Raw genomic sequence first — 17,310 nt, 5'->3', positions numbered from 1 at the left:
AGTTCCCCCGAGGCTCCCGGACAGGTCTTCATCATTTCGGACGGATCGTCGAGGATCCTTCCTGGCGTTGGGTAACTTGGACGCCATGCGGCTGTTCGGTGCAACGGTGCTTCTGGTCGGGCTCTGCGCTCCATTGTCGCTGCACGCGCAATACTGGGCCAAGGATCTCGGCGGCACAGGTGGTGACCGCATCACGGATGTGAAGGTTGGGCCGGACGGTTTCATCTATGCGGTCGGTGAGTTCAGCGCGGCCATGGTGGTGGACGGTACCACCTATACATCGAGCGGCGGCACTGATGTGTTCGTGGTGAAGATGGACGATGCCGGAAGCGTCGTTTGGCTTGTACAAGCAGGAGGCAGCGCCATTGATCGAAGTGGTAAGGTTGCTATTGACGGTGCTGGCCATTTGGTTGTCACCGGCCAATTCCTGGGCGCGGCCGATCTCTTCGGAAGTGCGTTCACCTCGGTTGCCAATTCGACCGACTTTTTCCTGGCACAATTGAGCATGGCCGATGGGAGCAGCCAATGGGTGCGCACGGGGGGTGGGGCTGCTTTTGGTGATCTGGCCAGCGGAGTGGCCATCGCTCCGAACGGCACAGTGGTGGCAGTGGGCGAATTCCAGGGCACGTCCGACTTCGATGGCACCTCGCTCACCAGCATGCTTGACCCGAATACGTTGCTGCCAAGCGTGGATGTCTTCGTCGCGGCCTATACCACCACCGGGACGCCTCTTTGGCTCAAGCATGGCCAAGCCGAGTTCACCGACCGAGCCCTCGATGTGGTGGCTGATGCGAACAACAACTTCTATGTCGGGGGCCAGTTCAGCGACACCATCCAGTTCGATCAGGTCCACAACAATGCGATGTCCAGCGCCATCTTCTTGCTGAAGCTGGATGCGGCAGGCAATGAGCAGTGGTTCCGCAGGTGCGGAGGGGGTACCCTGAACCAGTTGCGGGATATGCAGGTCACTTCAGGTTCACAGCTGCTGGTGGCAGGTGACCTGCAGGGCGACATGTTGTACATGGACCCGGTTCCGCAGACAGTGGCCGCAGCTGACGACTACAACTACTTCCTTTTACGTGTAGACGCGGGCGGAACCCTGTTGTCCGACACCGCCGTGGGTTCGCAGAACCCGGTTGCTCTGCGCGCGGTGGACCAGCGCGCCGACACCGTGGCCGTTTTCGGAGAGTTCGAGTGCCAGTTCACAGGGTTAAGTCAGTTCTACAACGGTACGGGCCTCTTCATGGCCACCGGGCCGCAAGATCTCTTTGTGGCCAAGCATCGTTTCAGCAATTGGCAAGTGTTGCAGGCCCAGCAATTCGGCGGTAAGGAAGACAAGAGCGCTGCTGGAATTGCCTCGTTGCCCAATGGCGATGTGGTTTTTGGAGGAGGGTACGAAGACAGGCTGCACATTCCGAGCGATGCATCGGCTTGGGGCGACCGTCCTTACCAGTTCTGGTGCGATCACGCGTTCACCACAGGTCTGGATTTTTCGGGCTACTGCCAGGACGGTGACTATACCAAGTATTCCACACTTATTGCAAGCGGACTGAGCGAGGGATTCATCGGTCGCGCGCTGGTGACGTCGAGACAACCCTACGACTTCTGGATCAGGTACGATTCCATCCAATGCCAGCGCCCATCATTGGACTTGTGCGTGCGGCCTTTCAATGGGTGGCTTTCGCCTGATTGTGTCGATTCGGTTTCGGTATGTGGTACGTTGTCGCTGGCGGTGCTGTCGCAGTGCGCCGATGCCAACGACCCCATCTCCTTCCAGGAATGTCAATCGTGTATGGGCATAGGCGGCGGTGACGATATCGGACCTGAACTCAGTTTCCTATGGTCGGATGGTACTACGGCACTCATGACATCCGCACCGGTTACCGGCTGGTACTGGTGTACGGTCTCCACGGCCAATGGCTGTTGGTCATGGACGGACTCCATTCACGTGACGGTCGATCCTCCACCACCCGTTCCCTTGGTCTCGGACGAGTTGGGCCAATATGTTGATCAGGGCAACTGGCTTACGCTGTCGATCTGTGACACCGTGGATGTCTGGTTCTCGAATTTACCGCCCGGTGCAACCGCCCTTTGGACGACCCCTGACACAGTGTTGACCGACACAGCTGCTATCGCAGGTACGTCTATCCTGACCTTTACTTCCCAAGAAGGCTGCACATCGTTCACCATTTTGGTGGTTGACCTGCTACCAACCCCACCAGTGCCCGCTTTTGATTCTGCATCCTTTGAGTGGTACGTTACGGACGGAGCGGATATGCTATTGACAGACACCGTTTATGTGTGCGAAGGCCAATGCGCACAAGGGGTGATCGTCCCTACGTGGTACCAAGGAGGTGGGCCCGTGCAACTGGATTCTGCGGCAGTGGCGGATTGGTACAGCATCTGCGCCGAAGGTCATGACCCACCATGGCTCTCCGCCATCGGGTGGTCTCTTGCTCCACCAGTGTCGGGTTGGTACACGTTCGGGACGTACGGTAGCTTTAACAATGCCCCTTGTGGGTTCGATGTGGCGCCGTTCTATTTTTCCGACAGCGTGTATGCAGTGGTCGTGGCGAACCCGGTCCAGGGGATCGTCGGTCCAACACTGCTTTGCCCAGGGGATAGTATCGAACTGACCTCGGGGTGCATCTCTTGCGATTCGCTTGTATGGACCTATTGGTTCACGGATACCATAGGTGTCAACGTGAACTCCGTATTCCTCGACCAGGTCGGACCGGTGGACCTGGACTCATGGAACACGGTCGGTACGGCCACCTGTTACTATAATAGCTCTCATTGGGTGGACATTGTTCCGGGCCCATCCCTGGACATTCTCCCCGGCGCCATCTGTTCCGGTGATTCCGCATTGCTCTGGACCACGGCACAAGGCACCAGTTACCAATGGCTTGGTCCGAACGGTCCCATCCCTTTCAACAACGACAGCCTGTGGGTGTCGGACTTCGGTGATTACTTCATCACGGTCATCGATACGGGCGGGTGCGAGATCACCAACGGTCCCATTGAACTTGCCGAGTTCGCATCGCCGTTTTTGGACGTGCAACCTGATTACGTCTTATGCCCCGGCGATTCCATTACCATCACAGTGATCACCAATGACACAGCTAGCATATCCTGGTCTGCCCCGTTCAGTGGAAGCGACTCCATCCAGACCGTCACTCAGCCGGGGCTATATTCGGTAACGGTGGGCGCGTGTGCCGTATTGACGCTCACAGCGAATATCGTCGGTGGTTCAGCGAACGCGACCATTCTTCCCAACGATACCATGGTCCTATGTGCCGGAGACTCGGTGCAGTTGACTGGAGCGAACGGCGCGGCAGTATACATCTGGGATTCGATCCTGTTGCAGCAGTCCATCTGGGTCAGTAATCCAGGCAGCTACCAACTGATGGTGATCGATGATGTTGGCTGCACGGACACTGCGGTAGCCGTTGTGGGCATTGCCACCGTATCCGATCCGTTGCTGGTTCAAGGCGACACCGTCTGCCAAGGCTCCGATGCTGTTCTTACCGCTACCGGTTCCGGCCAGATCTCCTGGTTCTCCGATCCCGGGCTTACCAATGTGATCGGGATGGGCACCAGCATCACTATCCCAGCGGTGCAACAAAGCACCACCGTCTATGTGCTCCAGGAGGATAGTGCATGCACCGCCTCACCTGTGGAAGTCCAGGTGCTTGTGATTGCCGCGCCAACGGGTGCAGGCATTGTCGGACCCGGACAAGTTTGCGTTGGTGATAGCCTGGTGCTGGACATGACCGGTGGGCCCTACACGAGTGTGGTGTGGCAAACACCCAACGGAACGGTGACAGGTGATCCGCTGGTGGTGTATCCCGTTCAAGCTGATGTCGCGGGCACCTATGTCGCAACGCCGTCCGCCGCCCCGTGCACTTGGGGCAGCTACTCGTGGGATGTTTCCGTCGTTAATGCTCAACCGCTGGACATTGGTGCAGATACTTCGCTGTGTGAAGGACTCGCCTACACCGTTGCATTGCCCAATGGCTTCAGCAATGGGCAATGGAGCAATGGTGCGTCGGGGAATTCGTCGGTTTTCCTGGTGCCAGCACTCTGTTGGGTGTTGGCATCGGACGTCAATGGTTGCACGGTCAGCGATACCCTTTTCATCGAAGGACTGACCTGCGGGTTGGAGGTGCCGAACGTGTTCTCGCCCAATGGCGATGGAAGCAACGATGGCTGGCTTGTTACCGCTGATGGCTTCGTTGCGGCCCAAGCTGTGATCCACAACCGATGGGGCCAGGAACTATACTCAGGCGACCCGCGTGTGCGCCCATGGAACGGTCGGCACCAGACCACCAACGAACCGGTGCCGGATGGTGTGTACTACTTCGTTCTGAAGCTCGACCGTGGCGACGGCAGCGAATTGGTCCGGACGGGCTACTTGCATCTTACGCGCTGACCCACTTCTACCTTGGCCGCCACAACGGCCGTGGAATTCTCCCGCATCGCATCCGGTGACAGGGCCGCCTTCGAGGAGGCGTTCCGTGCGCATTACAGGCCGTTGTGCGCGTTCGCTGGGACTTATCTGAAGGACCGCGACAGGTCGGAGGATCTCGTTCAGGAACTCTTCGTGAAGCTCTGGAACGAGCGCGAACGCCTCAACGTGACCAGCTCGCTGAAAGCCTACTTGTTCTCGGCCGTGCGCAACCGCAGCCTGAACGAACTCGAAAAAGTGGTGCGCATGAAACCGCTGAACGAATCGCATCACGACGGGCCTGTGGAAACGGAGCTTACTGAGGATGATCACACATGGCGTTCCGCCAGGGTCTTGGCCGCCATCGAGGCCCTGCCGGAAGTGCGCAGGAAGGTCTTCAAGCTGAGCCGCAACGAGGGCCTCAAGTACCACGAGATCGCCGAGCGCTTGGGCATCTCGATCAAAACCGTTGAGAACCAGATGGGCAAGGCCCTGAAGACACTGCGCGAAGACCTGGCCGATCTAGTGCCTATTTGGGTGGCGCTGCTGGCCTTGACCCAGGAGTTGGACCGGGGAGTAGGGGTATTGATCACCTGACCTGTCATTGCACCGCATAAGTGGAACTCTACTCCAACATTGATAGTGATCTGCTGGCCCTCTTTGTGGCCGGTGAAGCCGACGCAGCGCAACGCGCAGCCGTGGAGCAATGGGTTGCTGCCGCACCGGCCAACGCTCTCGAACTCCAGCGCCTGCGTGCGGCATGGTCAATGGCCGAAGGCGCTGGCGATGGCCCCGACGTGGACGTGGATGCCGCCTGGCAACGGGTGGCCGCACGCATGGACGCAGCGAAAGTGATCCCGTTGCGGCCGTCACGCAGCAGCGCATGGAAGTGGATGGCGGCGGCGGCAGCGGTTGTCGGTACGTTCTTCCTGGTTCGTGTGTTGATGGGCGGACCCGAGAGCCAGCAACTGGCCTCGGGCAACGATTTCATGAAGGCGGCACTTGCTGACAGCTCAACCGTGACACTGTCTCCCGGTAGCCGGTTGGTCGCTGACATGGGAGACGAACGCCATGTGGAACTCACCGGCCAAGCCTACTTCGAGGTGAAGCGGGATGAAGCGCGTCCCTTCGTTGTGGATGCCGGCGGTATGAGCGTAACGGTTTTGGGCACCGCCTTCGAAGTGACGCACCGGGATGGAAACGACACGGTGACCGTGCGTGTGCACCATGGCAAAGTGGGTGTTGCCCATTATGGAGTTGAGGCGGTGGTGCTTGCTGCGGGCGAAAAGGCACAATGGGTGAAGGGTGAATTGCTGGTCCGCAGCGCTATCGGTCCGGTGGAGCGCTGGGCCGATCGCATCATCCAGTTCAACAACGCTCCGCTCCAGCAAGTGGTCGAGGAGCTGAATGCCGCGTACGGCGTTCGCATTGAATTGGGGAACGAGGCCATCCTCGGATGCCCGCTCACGGCCACCTTCGGCAATGAACCAGTGGACCAAGTGGTGCACGTCATTGCCAACACCTTCGGTTTTGAAGTCGTGAGCAACGGCCCGGAGGGCTGGACGATCAATGGGGAAGGCTGCTGATCGCTGGGGGGTGCTTGTACTGCTGGCCTTCGCGGTGAGCAGCGCCAGCGCCCAAGGCATCCTGAAGCGCACCGTGGACGTGCGGGCGAACAATGTGCGGTTGGCCGATGCGCTGCACCTGGTCGCACAGGATGGGCACTTCAAGCTGAGCTACAACGCGGCCGTCGTCAACGGCGACAGCATTGTTGATGTTGCTACCGGGGTTACCACAGTTGAGAAGGCCTTGGAGCGTTTGCTGGGCAAGGACAGGACGCTGAAGGAAAGCGGCGAGCATGTCATCATTCTGGGGCCACGACAAGGCAAGAAGAAGTTCGTCGTGACCGGCAACGTGGTCGATGCACTGACCGGTCATGCCGTTGCGCGCGCTTCGGTGTATGAGGTGCGCGAGCGCGCGAGCGCGCTCACGGATGGACGAGGGACTTTTGCCTTGGAGGCATCGGGCAGGCAAGAGCGGACCGCACTGCGGATCAGCCGGGTGGCCTACCAGGACACCATCGTCTTCGTGGATCGTGCGGGTAAGCTTGGCCGGATCCGTTTAATGCCCAAGGAGACCATGCCGATGCTGTCCGTGAGGCAGCCCGAAGTGGAACGGCTCGACCTGTCGTCGGCCCTCGTACGCGGCAAGCAAGCTGATATCGCCGCCAACCTGGAGTATGCCGAAGTGCGGAAATGGCAGGTATCGCTGGTGCCCACGGTCGGTACCAACGGAAAGGTGAGCGGCGCCATGGTCAATAAGATGTCGTTCAACGCGATCGGCGGCTACTCGCGCGGCCTCGACGGCTTCGAACTGGCCGGGGCCTTCAATATGGAGCGCCGCGATGTGAAGGGCGTGCAGCTCGCCGGTCTCACGAACCTGGTGGGCGGCAATACCAGCGGCGTGCAGATCGCAGGTGCGGTGAACCATACCATGCTCTCGCTCAACGGCATGCAAGTGGCAGGTTTCGCCAACGTGGTGTGGGACACCCTGAGCGGTGTACAGCTGGCCGGTGCAGTGAACGTTCTGAAAGGTGGGATGCAGGGAACACAGATAAGTGGTTTGGCCAATCTCACCACCGAGAACTGCAACGGTGCACAGATCAGCGGAGCTGCGAACGTGACACTGAAGGATGTGCACCGGTGGCAGGCAAGCGGCCTCTTGAACTATGGCAAGAGCGTGAGCGGCGCGCAGATCACGGGCGGTGCGAACGTGGCGTTGGACAGCGTGGGGGGTGGACAGGTCGCCGGCCTTCTCAACTATGCGCGCGACGTAACCGGCGGACAAGTCACCGGTATGCTCAACGTGGCATTGCGCTCCGTGCGCGGCGGGCAGGTGGGTTTCGTGAACGTTGCCCGCAAGTGCGAAGGAGGTCAGCTCGGCTTCCTCAATGTGGCGGACACCATCACCGGTGCCAGCATCGGCTTCCTCAGTTTCGCGTGGCGCGGCTACCACCGGGTTGACGTGCACTACGATGAGGTCTTTCCCGTTTCCGTCGTGTTGCGCACCGGGACTCACCGCTTTTACAACACCTTCAGCTATTCGCCGGAGATCGATGGTCGGTGGGGCTTTGGCTATGGCGCGGGAACCGAGCTCGGCTGGCCCAAGCGCCACACGGTGAACATTGAACTGATGGCCGAGCACGTGAACGAAGACACTGTGTGGATCGGCGCGGTGAACATCCGCAGCAGCTTGAGCGTTTTCTACAGCTACGCCATCGCCGACCGGTTCGTCGTATCGGCGGGCCCAAGTCTGAACGTCCTCGCCACCGACTGGCGCGATGAGGACACCCTGGCCTACCTCTCCGAAGCCGCGCCCCGCGTGATGTACGAGCAAGAGGAGGAGGATGTGCTCGTACGTGGCTGGCTGGGCTTCCGTGTTGGTTTGGGCTTGCGTTTCTGAGATATTCGTGCGGTAGAGTAGGGGTGCTGCGGCACCTTCCTGTCATAGGGTCAACAACAACGATCCAATGACCCACCGAACCGTCAAGTCCGTCCTCATCGCCCTGCTCGTCCTGCTCAATTCGCACATCATTGCCCAGACCAATACACAGACCGTGCGGGGCACGATCGTCGACACCGACACGCGCATCCCTTTGTTCGGCGCCACGGTGGACGTGAAAGCCGGGGTCGTTGTTCTTACGGCTGTCACCGATCAGGACGGCCACTTCAGCATAGCGAACGTGCCCACGGGCCGCATCGATGTGGTGGTGACGATGTTCGGGTACGAGCCCATGACATTCGCCAACCTGCTCGTCATCTCCAGCAAAGAGACCGTCATCGATGCGCCGATGACCACGAGCGTGAAACAGCTCGATGAGGCCAAGGTGAAGGCGGCTAGGCGCAAGGGCTCGGCCCGGAACGACATGAGCACGGTGAGCTCGCGCCGCATCAGCGTGGAGGAAACCTCGCGCATCGCTGGTGGCATCAATGACCCGGCACGCATGGTTGGCACCTTCGCCGGTGTGGCCAGCACCCCCGACGGGAACAATACCATCGTGGTGCGCGGCAACAGCCCCAAGGGCGTTCAATGGCGGTTGGAGGGCATGGAGATCCCCAATCCGAACCACTTCAGCGATGATGGTTCAACCGGCGGCCCTATCAATGTGCTGAACAGCGATATGATCGATGATTCCGACTTCCACACGGGGGCCTTCAGTGCGGAGTTCGGCAACGTGTACAGCGCCGTGTTCGACATGCGCCTTCGTGACGGCAACAACAAGAAGCGCGAATACACCTTGAAAGCCGGTGTGCTTGGTACCGACCTCACCGCTGAGGGTCCGATCCCCGGTCTCGAGGGCGGCTCCTACCTGGCCAACTACCGCTACAGCACGCTCGCCCTGCTCGATGGTGCTGGCATCGTGGACTACCAGGGCGTGCCGAAATACACGGACGCCGCGTTCAAGGTGAAAGCACCATCTGGCCGCGCCGGCACGTTCACCGTGTTCGGCATCGGGGGCCGCAGCAGCATCGCACAGGAAGACATGGGCACCACGGGCGATACCCTTTTCGCCCGCAACAGCTATGGCTCGCGCATGGGTGTGGTGGGCCTCACCAACACCCGCACCTATGGGGAGAACAGCTTCCTGTACAGCACCGTGTCCATGAGCGGCAACGGCAGTGGCAACGAGTACTTCGAAGCCCCGGCCCCCGGAGAACCGGGCACGGAACTGCGCAGCCATGGCGACCTCGCCAAGTGGACGTTACGGACCACGAGCACGCTCAACACACGCATCAACGCCAGCCACAAACTGCGCGCGGGCGTCATCTTCTCCAACGACCACTACCGCATGCTGCTCAATGACTGGAACGACGACAACGACCGCATGGAGGCGTTGCTCGATCGCAGCGGATCGGCCAACACCACACAGGCCTTCGTGAGCCACAAATGGCGTTGGAACGAGCGCTGGAGCATGACCAGTGGTATCCATGCCTTGCACTACGATGCGAACAACGCCTTCAGCATCGAGCCGCGTCTGGCCCTTCGATACCAGATGCGCCCCGATCAGGCCTTCACGCTGGGCACGGGCCTGCATTCCAGAACACAATCGCTCCTCACGCTGCAAGCCCAGGACTTTGACGCACAGGGCAACGTCCTGCGCCCCAACGAGGACCTGGGCCTTACGCGGGCTTTGCATGCGGTGGTCGGCTACGAGCGGATGCTGGCCGAGGATGTGCAGGTGAAGGTGGAAGGCTTCTACCAGTACCTCTACGACCTGCCCGTGGAGAACGACGTTACCAGTGCGTACAGCGAGAGCAACACCATCGAATGGTTCAGCAACCGGGCGCTCGTGAACGAAGGCACCGGTTACAACACCGGCATCGAGATCAGCGTGGAGAAGTTCTTCACCCGCGGCTGGCACTTCATGGCCACTGGTTCCTTCAGCGAAACCAAGTACAAGGCCCTCGATGGCGAGTGGCACAACTCCCGCTTCAACCTGGGCACCGTGGCGAACGCGCTTGCGGGCAAGGAGTGGAAGATCGGTGCGAGCAAAGGCAAGGACCGCGTGATCATGACGGGCTTCCGGTACAGCTTGCAAGGCGGTCAGTACGACACGCCCATCGATCTGCAAGCCAGCCGCGCGGCGGAAGAGGTGAAATACACGAATGATGAATGGAGCCGCAAACTGCCCGCTGTGCACAAGGTGGATCTGGTGGCGAGCTACCGCGTAGGCCGCCCGAAGGTGAACCACGAGTTCAAGGTGGATGTGCAGAACGTACTGAACGCCCGGACCGTGGTCGGCTACTTCTACGACGAGCGCACGGAGAACATCAAGAGCTATTCACAGCTGAGCATCCTGCCCGTGGTACAGTACACACTGCGATTCTGATACCTGCCGTTGGACGTTGAGCAGGGCCTCGGGCCGTTCGTTAGGAGGGCTGATCGAAAAAGGGTCAGCTCTCCGCTTTGCCGGTCACCCGCTTCACGATCCGCAACTTGTGGGTGTAGCGTTTCTCCTGCAAGTGGAAGATGCCCTGTTGGTCAAGCTTGTCCATGCGCACCATTCCACTGGCATGAACTATGAACTTCTCACCATCGGGTCCGGGAAGGACGAAACCCACGTGCACAATGCGGCCCTCGTCGTTGTCGAAGAAAGCCAGGTCGCCGGGTTGCGCCAGGTCCAGCAGTTCGATGGTGGTACCTACCTCGGCCTGCTGATAGGCATCACGAGGTAGTTGGAGCCCGGCCAAGAGGTACACCATCTGTGTGAAGCCGCTGCAATCAACGCCCCACGGCGTGCGACCGCCCCAGAGGTATGGTGTGCCGAGGAAGGGCCGCGTCATGAGCATGGCCCGCAGGGTTGTGGAGCCTTGCAGGTCGCGGGTTGTCCTGCCAGTGTGCTTCACGTTGCCGTGCAGGTGGATCATATTCCCATCGCGCTCGGGGAACTCAACTACCGCGCCCATGGGCAACAACAGTTGGGTTTCACCGAGATCGACCGATGTGGATGGCTCAATACTGCGCTTGGCCGAAATGGGGAGCGCCCCAGGCGCGGCCACCATTTGTTTGTTGTCCACCCAGCCCTCGTAACCGTCCAGATCGAACCGCAACCGGCTCCATTTGGCGGTCTGTTCCAGCACCTCGGCCGTTTCGCCGAAGAGCCATTGGGTGACGAGCTCAGAGCGGTCGCTCGCATCCTTGCGGACGGGGACGATGCTGAGCGGACAGACTACGATGCTCACAGGGCCTCGATGACGATGGCGCTGGCACCGCCACCGCCGTTGCAGATACCGGCAACGCCGTACTTGGCACCGTTCTGCTTGAGCACGTGGATAAGCGTAACGATGATGCGCGCACCACTGCACCCCAACGGGTGGCCGAGGGAAACCGCACCGCCGTTCACGTTCACCTTGGCCGGGTCCAGCTTGAGCAGTTGCATGTTGGCCAAGCTCACTACGCTGAAGGCTTCGTTGATCTCGAAGTAGCCGATGTCGCTCATCTGCAAACCTGCCTTTTCCACCGCGCGTGGTATGGCAAGGGCAGGGGAGGTGGTGAACCACTCCGGGGCCTGTTCCGCATCGGCATAGGCCAGCACTTTCGCGATGGGTTTCACTCCCAAGGTCGCGGCTTTATCAGCGCTCATCAGGACCATGGCGGCAGCACCATCATTGATCGTGCTGGCGTTGGCGGCTGTAACGGTTCCACCTTGTTGGAACACGGGTTTCAGGCCAGGGATCTTCTCGAAGTTCACGTTCTTGAACTCCTCGTCCTCCTCCACCACCACATCGCCTTTGCGGCCTTTCACGGTCACGGGCACCACTTCATCCTTGTACTTGCCCGCAGCCCACGCCGCTGCACTACGCTTGTAGCTCTCGATCGCAAAGGCATCCTGCTGCTCCCGGGTGATGCCGTATTTGGTGGCGCACAGGTCCGCACTCACGCCCATGGCATTCTGGTGGTACACATCGGTGAGACCGTCCTTCACGATACCATCCACAAGCACGCCGTTCCCATAGCGCTGGCCGTAGCGGGCCTTCTCCACGTAATAGGGCGTGCCGCTCATGCTCTCCATACCACCGGCCACAACCACATCGGCGTCACCGAGCAGGATGCTCTGGGTGGCGATCATGGTTGCTTTCATACCGCTGGCGCACACCTTGTTCACCGTGGTGCATTGCACCGCATCGGGCAGACCGGCGAACTTGATGGCCTGCCGTGCGGGAGCCTGGCCCAGGTTGGCCTGCAGCACACTGCCCATGTAGGCTTCCTGCACCAAGGCACCGTCGATGCCGGCCTTCTGCACAGCAGCCTTCACGGCCGTGGCGCCCAATTGCGTGGCGGACACATCGGCCATCGCGCCACCGAAACTGCCGATGGGGGTACGGACCGCGGATACGATGACGACTTCACGTGCCATGTGCTTGCTTTCGCGAGGGTTTTTATCGCGGTGCGAAAGTAGGTTCCAGGCTAACCCTGCGCTTCTATATTTGCCGCCCCTTCGCGGGGACGTTCTTTTTCCACTGGAGAGGTGGGTGAGTGGCTTAAACCAGCAGTTTGCTAAACTGCCGTACTTCGTTAAGGGGTACCGGGGGTTCGAATCCCCCCCTCTCCGCAAGGTCCCGACGTTCGAGGCCTGGTATTGTTCGGGGCGTAGCGCAGTCCGGTTAGCGTATCCCGCTGTTGGCGGGAGGGTCGTTGTTCGGAAGGTGTGAAGTCAGGAGTTCTTTTTGTCAAGTTCGGGGCGTAGCGCAGTCCGGTTAGCGTATCCCGCTGTTGGCGGGAGGGTCGTTGTTCGGAAGGTGTGAAGTCAGGAGTTCTTTTTATCAAGTTCGGGGCGTAGCGCAGTCCGGTTAGCGTATCCCGCTGTTGGCGGGAGGGTCGTTGTTCGGAAGGTGTGAAGTCAGGAGTTCTTTTTATCAAGTTCGGGGCGTAGCGCAGTCCGGTTAGCGTATCCCGCTGTTGGCGGGAGGGTCGTTGTTCGGAAGGTGTGAAGTCAGGAGTTCTTTTGTCAAGTTCGGGGCGTAGCGCAGTCCGGTTAGCGTATCCCGCTGTTGGCGGGAGGGTCGTTGTTCGGAAGGTGTGAAGTCAGGAGTTCTTTTTATCAAGTTCGGGGCGTAGCGCAGTCCGGTTAGCGTATCCCGCTGTTGGCGGGAGGGTCGTTGTTCGGAAGGTGTGAAGTCAGGAGTTCTTTTTGTCAAGTTCGGGGCGTAGCGCAGTCCGGTTAGCGTATCCCGCTGTTGGCGGGAGGGTCGTTGTTCGGAAGGTGTGAAGTCAGGAGTTCTTTTTGTCAAGTTCGGGGCGTAGCGCAGTCCGGTTAGCGTACCTGCTTTGGGAGCAGGGGGTCGTGTGTTCGAATCACACCGCCCCGACAAGTTGAACGCCACCTTCGGGTGGCGTTCTGCGTTTCGTGCCGCTTGGTCATTGCGCTGCGCAACGACCGACGTTGGGGGCATCTCAGCCTTTCTTCACCCGCACCGCGTTCATGCCTTTGGGCCCGCGTTCCAGTTCGAAGACCACTTTGTCACCGTCGCCCACTTCATCGAGCAGGCCACTGATGTGCACGAAGTAGCGTTCCTGTGTGCCGTCCTCGCGGATGAAGCCGAAGCCTTTTGAGGTGTCGAAGAAGTCGATGCGGCCCACACGCTCAGCGGCCACGGGAACATCCTCTCGCTTGGGTACGCCGATCTCGATTTCCGATGCGTCGATCTCCTGGCGTTTTTTGGTGGGGTCGGGCGGCGTGTTGGTGATGCGGCCGAACTCGTCCACATAAGCCATCATGTTCTCCAAGCCCCCACCGGAGGAGTTGGCTTTGCGCTCTTCCTTCTTGCGCTTTTTCTCTTCCTGCTTCTGCAGGCGCTTCTTCTCTTTCTCGCGTTTCTCGAATGTTGACATGGACCGCACAGAACAGGTTTCCCGCCAAGCCGTGGTTCCAAGCGCGACCTGCCACTGGCAGAAGTGCGCTGAGGTGGTTGCTACCTGGTCGGTGTTCTTGGCCGAAAGGTAGCCGGTTCGGCCGGATGACCTAAGCCATCACTCTTGCCGCCGCATCGGGGCCGCAATTGCAAACGAGGTCCAGCAGGCTCAAGCGTGGCACAAAGCCGTGCCGGTCGGCGAAGACCTGTGGGTACGGTGGTACGGCCGTGACTTCCGCTGGCAGCGGCCTTTTCGGGTGGAAGGACATCCTGAGGTCGATCATCGGCAGCCGTTGGGCCAGGGGTGTTGCCGGATCAACAGGGCCGAGGCCCATTTCATCCGACCGGAATTCCGGTCCCTCGACGTACTGGTCGGATACGCTGATATCCGTGCGCAGTTGGAGCCAACGAAGGCCGAGTTGCAGGGTGGCCAACAAGAGGTCGGTGAGCCGCTCGTGCTTGGCCAAAAGCACTTGCTCAATGTCATCGATGTAGTGGATGAACCACGGCGTCTGCCCGTACGCACTGCGTATGGCATGCAGATGCTGCTGCGGCCAGGTTTCAGCGTAGCTCAAGCGCACATCGCGCATGCGGATCTTGTTGCCGTGGTCGTGCACGATATGCACGCTCAGGTCCTGGCGCCCGTTGGGGCCCACGATGCCGGTGCGCGTGCGATAGCTCTGCCGCTCGTAGTGCTCACCGATGTCGATGAGCACGCGCGGGTGCTGCGCAAGGAGCCGGTAATGCTCCACGCTGCCGAAGTAGAAGGCGGGGAGGAGTGGGAGGCTCATACCATCCTTAGCCGCCCTCCCCAATAGCGCTCTTCCAGCCAGATCTTGAACAACGGGTCGATCCATTCGGTGTGCGGCCCCTGGAAGTCGAGCACTTCCTTGTTCTCCAAAGCCGTGGTCATCCGCTTCACGTGCGCGCTGGAGCCGAGGTTGAACCGCCGGATCGTGTCCATGGTGGTGAACCGGGTGACGCCGTTGAGCAGTGCGCGCAGGTAGTTGAGCTGGGGCGTGGTCAGCTCGTCCACCAACCGGTGGTAGAGGGCATCGTGCTGGTTGAGCAGGTCTTGCAAGGCGGTGTCCACGGTGGCGCGGGTACACGTGCGCCGGTGGGTGCGCAACCACGCGGCATGCCCGAGCATCTGCACGTGGTAGCTGTGGTCCTGCATGCGTTCGGCCAGGTGGTCGCAGACGTCCAACGCGATATTGATCTTCGCCGTCGCAAAGCGCTTCTGTATGAAGGGTACCCAATCCTCACGTTTGATCTTGTCCAGCAGCATCGTGTCACCGAACCGGAAGAACGGCATGCTCTGCTTGTTGAAGAGGTCCATCATCATGTGCCGCTTGCTGCCGTAGATCACATGGCACACATGTTCGTGATGTTGCCACGAAGCGCGCAGCATTTTCTGGAATCCCAGCGGGTCCGGTAGCATCGTGATGTTCTGGAACTCGTCGATGCACAGTACCAGTTGGACCCCCTTGGCTTTGGCCATGCGTTCGGGCAGGTCAAGCAGGTCGAGCACGCTGCGACGACCTTCCGGCAGGTTCAGCTTCAAGCTGAATTCGGTTTGCGGGTCCGCCCCGAACCCGATCTCCGGCACCACGCCCCGGATGAACTCCTTCACGTCGGCCATGCGCTGTTCCATGGTCTTTCCCAACGCTTTGATCGTTGCCTCGATGCTGCGCTCGATGAAATCCTGTTCGGTGCGCACATGGAACAGGTCCAGGAACGCGAAGCGGACGTTCTTCTCCCGTGCCATGTCCAAGGCCACCTGTCGGATGAGCGATGATTTGCCCCATCGACGCGGGCTGATCAGTACGGTGTTCTGTCCTGACCGGAAGTTGTCGCGCAGTTTCTTGCGCGGCCATTCGCGATCAACGAAACTGTCGCCGGAAACGAGCGTGCCGATGAGGAAAGGGGAGCGTGCTTCATCCATGCGGAGGACTTTGGAACGGGTGCCCGGCGAATGTAACGTCTTTGTTTGTAACAAATGTGTTACAAACAAGCGTGTCACCGATGGAGGTCATGTCCGGCCATGGTCCTGGCTGTTCAGGCCCCGCTACTTCCCGATGCAGAATTTCCCGAAGATGCTCCCCAGGATGTCGTCCGGTGTGATGCGGCCCGTGATCTCGCCCAAGTGGTGCTGCGCACGGCGCAGGTCGGTGGCAAGGAACTCGCCGCTCACGCCGTTGGCCATGGCCTGTCGGGCATCGTGCAGGGCATGACGAGCGTTCCCGAGCGCTTCCACGTGCCGGGCGTTGGTGACCACCAAACCTCCATCGCTTTCCTGCAGCGCCTGCACGTGCTCGATGAACGCATCCTTCAGTTCATCCAATCCTTCGCCGCTCCGTGCGCTGATGTGCATGACGGCGCTGCCCCTGCGGGCTTCTGGAAGATCGACCTTGTTGAGCACCGGGATCAGTTGCGGCCCGCTACCGATCTGTTCGCGCAACAGCGAGGCCTGCGTACGGAAGGCGCTTTCGTTCACCACAGTGGCATCGCCCAGGTATACCACGATGCTCGCTTCACGTGCCTTCTTGAAGCTCCGCTCGATACCGAGCTTCTCGATGGTATCTTCCGTGCTGCGGATGCCCGCCGTGTCGATGAACCGGAAGAGCACGCCACCGATGGTGATGGTTTCCTCAACCGTGTCGCGCGTGGTGCCGGGGATGTCGCTCACGATGGCCCGGTCTTCCTGCAGCAATGCATTGAGCAAGGTGCTCTTGCCGCTGTTCGGTGCTCCTATGATGGCCACCGGCACGCCCTGTCTCACTGCGTTGCCATAACGGAAGCTGTTGATGAGGTCGTTGCAGATGCCCATCAGTTCATTGAGCAGTTCCAGCAGGTCATCACGACGCGCGAACTCAACGTCCTCCTCACTGAAATCGAGCTCGAGCTCGATGAGCGCACAGAAATCGATGAGCTTCTGGCGCAGGCCTTCGATCCGTTCGCTGTAGCCGCCGCGCAACTGTTGCAACGCCAGCTTGTGCGCGGCACGGCTGCTGCTGGCGATGAGGTCGGCGACGGCTTCGGCCTGGCTCAGGTCCAGCTTGCGGTTCAGGAAGGCGCGCAGCGTGAATTCGCCCGGGCGGGCCGTGCGCGCACCGGCCGCAGAGAGCGCTTCGAGCAAGCGTTGTGCGATGTAGGGCGAGCCGTGCACGCTAAGTTCCACCACGTCTTCGCCAGTGTACGAAGAGGGTGCCCTGAACCAGGTGAGCAAACCTTCATCGATACCGCCCTCAGCATCCTTGAAGCGGCAGAAGTATGCCATGCGTGCCACGATGTTCTGCGACAGGTCGGAGCACGCCCGTGCAATGCGCAGGGCATCGGGGCCGCTCAGGCGCAGCACCGCGATACCACCCGTTCCCGGTGGTGTGCTCAACGCGCAGATGGTGTCCTGTTCAAGCATCGGTGGTAGCCTCGGTAAGCAGCCGCGAATTT

At 60.2% G+C, this 17,310-nt stretch carries 11 protein-coding genes and 2 tRNA genes; 7 read left to right on the top strand and 6 right to left on the bottom strand.

Annotated elements, in window-relative coordinates:
• Nucleotides 1-85 precede the first annotated feature (85 nt).
• From IPJ76_17895 to IPJ76_17875, 5 genes are all read left to right on the top strand, one after another.
• Nucleotides 86-4,432 carry a gliding motility-associated C-terminal domain-containing protein gene (locus tag IPJ76_17895; protein ID QQR86433.1) on the top strand — a complete coding sequence of 1,449 codons (4,347 nt, stop codon included), beginning with the start codon at nt 86-88 and terminating at the stop codon, nt 4,430-4,432.
• Between the two features lie 12 nt (nt 4,433-4,444).
• Nucleotides 4,445-5,044, top strand: coding sequence for an RNA polymerase sigma-70 factor (locus tag IPJ76_17890; protein ID QQR86432.1), 600 nt, complete (start codon nt 4,445-4,447; stop codon nt 5,042-5,044).
• 20 nt (nt 5,045-5,064) lie between these two features.
• Complete coding sequence (locus IPJ76_17885; protein ID QQR86431.1) at nt 5,065-6,033, top strand: FecR domain-containing protein; 969 nt, start codon at nt 5,065-5,067, stop codon at nt 6,031-6,033.
• Nucleotides 6,034-6,043: 10 nt separating this feature from the next.
• Nucleotides 6,044-7,909, top strand: coding sequence for a hypothetical protein (locus IPJ76_17880; protein QQR86430.1), 1,866 nt, complete (start codon nt 6,044-6,046; stop codon nt 7,907-7,909).
• A gap of 67 nt (nt 7,910-7,976) precedes the next feature.
• Nucleotides 7,977-10,337 carry a TonB-dependent receptor gene (locus tag IPJ76_17875; GenBank protein QQR86429.1) on the top strand — a complete coding sequence of 787 codons (2,361 nt, stop codon included), beginning with the start codon at nt 7,977-7,979 and terminating at the stop codon, nt 10,335-10,337.
• Between the two features lie 64 nt (nt 10,338-10,401).
• On the opposite strand, the gene IPJ76_17870 is transcribed toward IPJ76_17875, so the two are convergent.
• Both IPJ76_17870 and IPJ76_17865 read right to left on the bottom strand, forming a co-directional pair.
• Nucleotides 10,402-11,190: a C40 family peptidase gene (locus IPJ76_17870; protein QQR86428.1), complete on the bottom strand. Its 789-nt coding sequence runs from the start codon at nt 11,188-11,190 to the stop codon at nt 10,402-10,404.
• Nucleotides 11,187-12,365, bottom strand: a complete 1,179-nt coding sequence (locus IPJ76_17865; GenBank protein ID QQR86427.1) for an acetyl-CoA C-acyltransferase — start codon at nt 12,363-12,365, stop codon at nt 11,187-11,189. The genes IPJ76_17870 and IPJ76_17865 overlap by 4 nt, the downstream gene beginning before the upstream one ends.
• A 105-nt stretch (nt 12,366-12,470) precedes the next feature.
• Between IPJ76_17865 and IPJ76_17860 the strand changes: the two genes are divergently transcribed.
• A tRNA-Ser gene (locus tag IPJ76_17860) sits at nt 12,471-12,560 on the top strand.
• A gap of 682 nt (nt 12,561-13,242) precedes the next feature.
• A tRNA-Pro gene (locus tag IPJ76_17855) sits at nt 13,243-13,317 on the top strand.
• A gap of 85 nt (nt 13,318-13,402) precedes the next feature.
• Here the strand turns inward: IPJ76_17855 and IPJ76_17850 are convergent.
• The 4 genes from IPJ76_17850 to mnmE form a co-directional block, all read right to left on the bottom strand.
• Complete coding sequence (locus IPJ76_17850; GenBank protein ID QQR86426.1) at nt 13,403-13,840, bottom strand: cold shock domain-containing protein; 438 nt, start codon at nt 13,838-13,840, stop codon at nt 13,403-13,405.
• 130 nt (nt 13,841-13,970) lie between these two features.
• Nucleotides 13,971-14,651, bottom strand: coding sequence for a WbqC family protein (locus tag IPJ76_17845; GenBank protein QQR86425.1), 681 nt, complete (start codon nt 14,649-14,651; stop codon nt 13,971-13,973).
• Nucleotides 14,648-15,805, bottom strand: a complete 1,158-nt coding sequence (locus tag IPJ76_17840; protein QQR86424.1) for an ATP-binding protein — start codon at nt 15,803-15,805, stop codon at nt 14,648-14,650. The genes IPJ76_17845 and IPJ76_17840 overlap by 4 nt, the downstream gene beginning before the upstream one ends.
• A gap of 123 nt (nt 15,806-15,928) precedes the next feature.
• Nucleotides 15,929-17,278 carry a tRNA uridine-5-carboxymethylaminomethyl(34) synthesis GTPase MnmE gene (gene mnmE / locus IPJ76_17835; protein ID QQR86423.1) on the bottom strand — a complete coding sequence of 450 codons (1,350 nt, stop codon included), beginning with the start codon at nt 17,276-17,278 and terminating at the stop codon, nt 15,929-15,931.
• Nucleotides 17,279-17,310 lie beyond the last annotated feature (32 nt).

The organism is Flavobacteriales bacterium (assembly GCA_016699575.1).
Taxonomy (GTDB): Bacteria; Bacteroidota; Bacteroidia; order Flavobacteriales_F; family PHOS-HE28; genus PHOS-HE28.
Note: the sequence above shows the minus strand (reverse complement) of the source record. Positions and strands in the feature narration are given on the sequence as shown.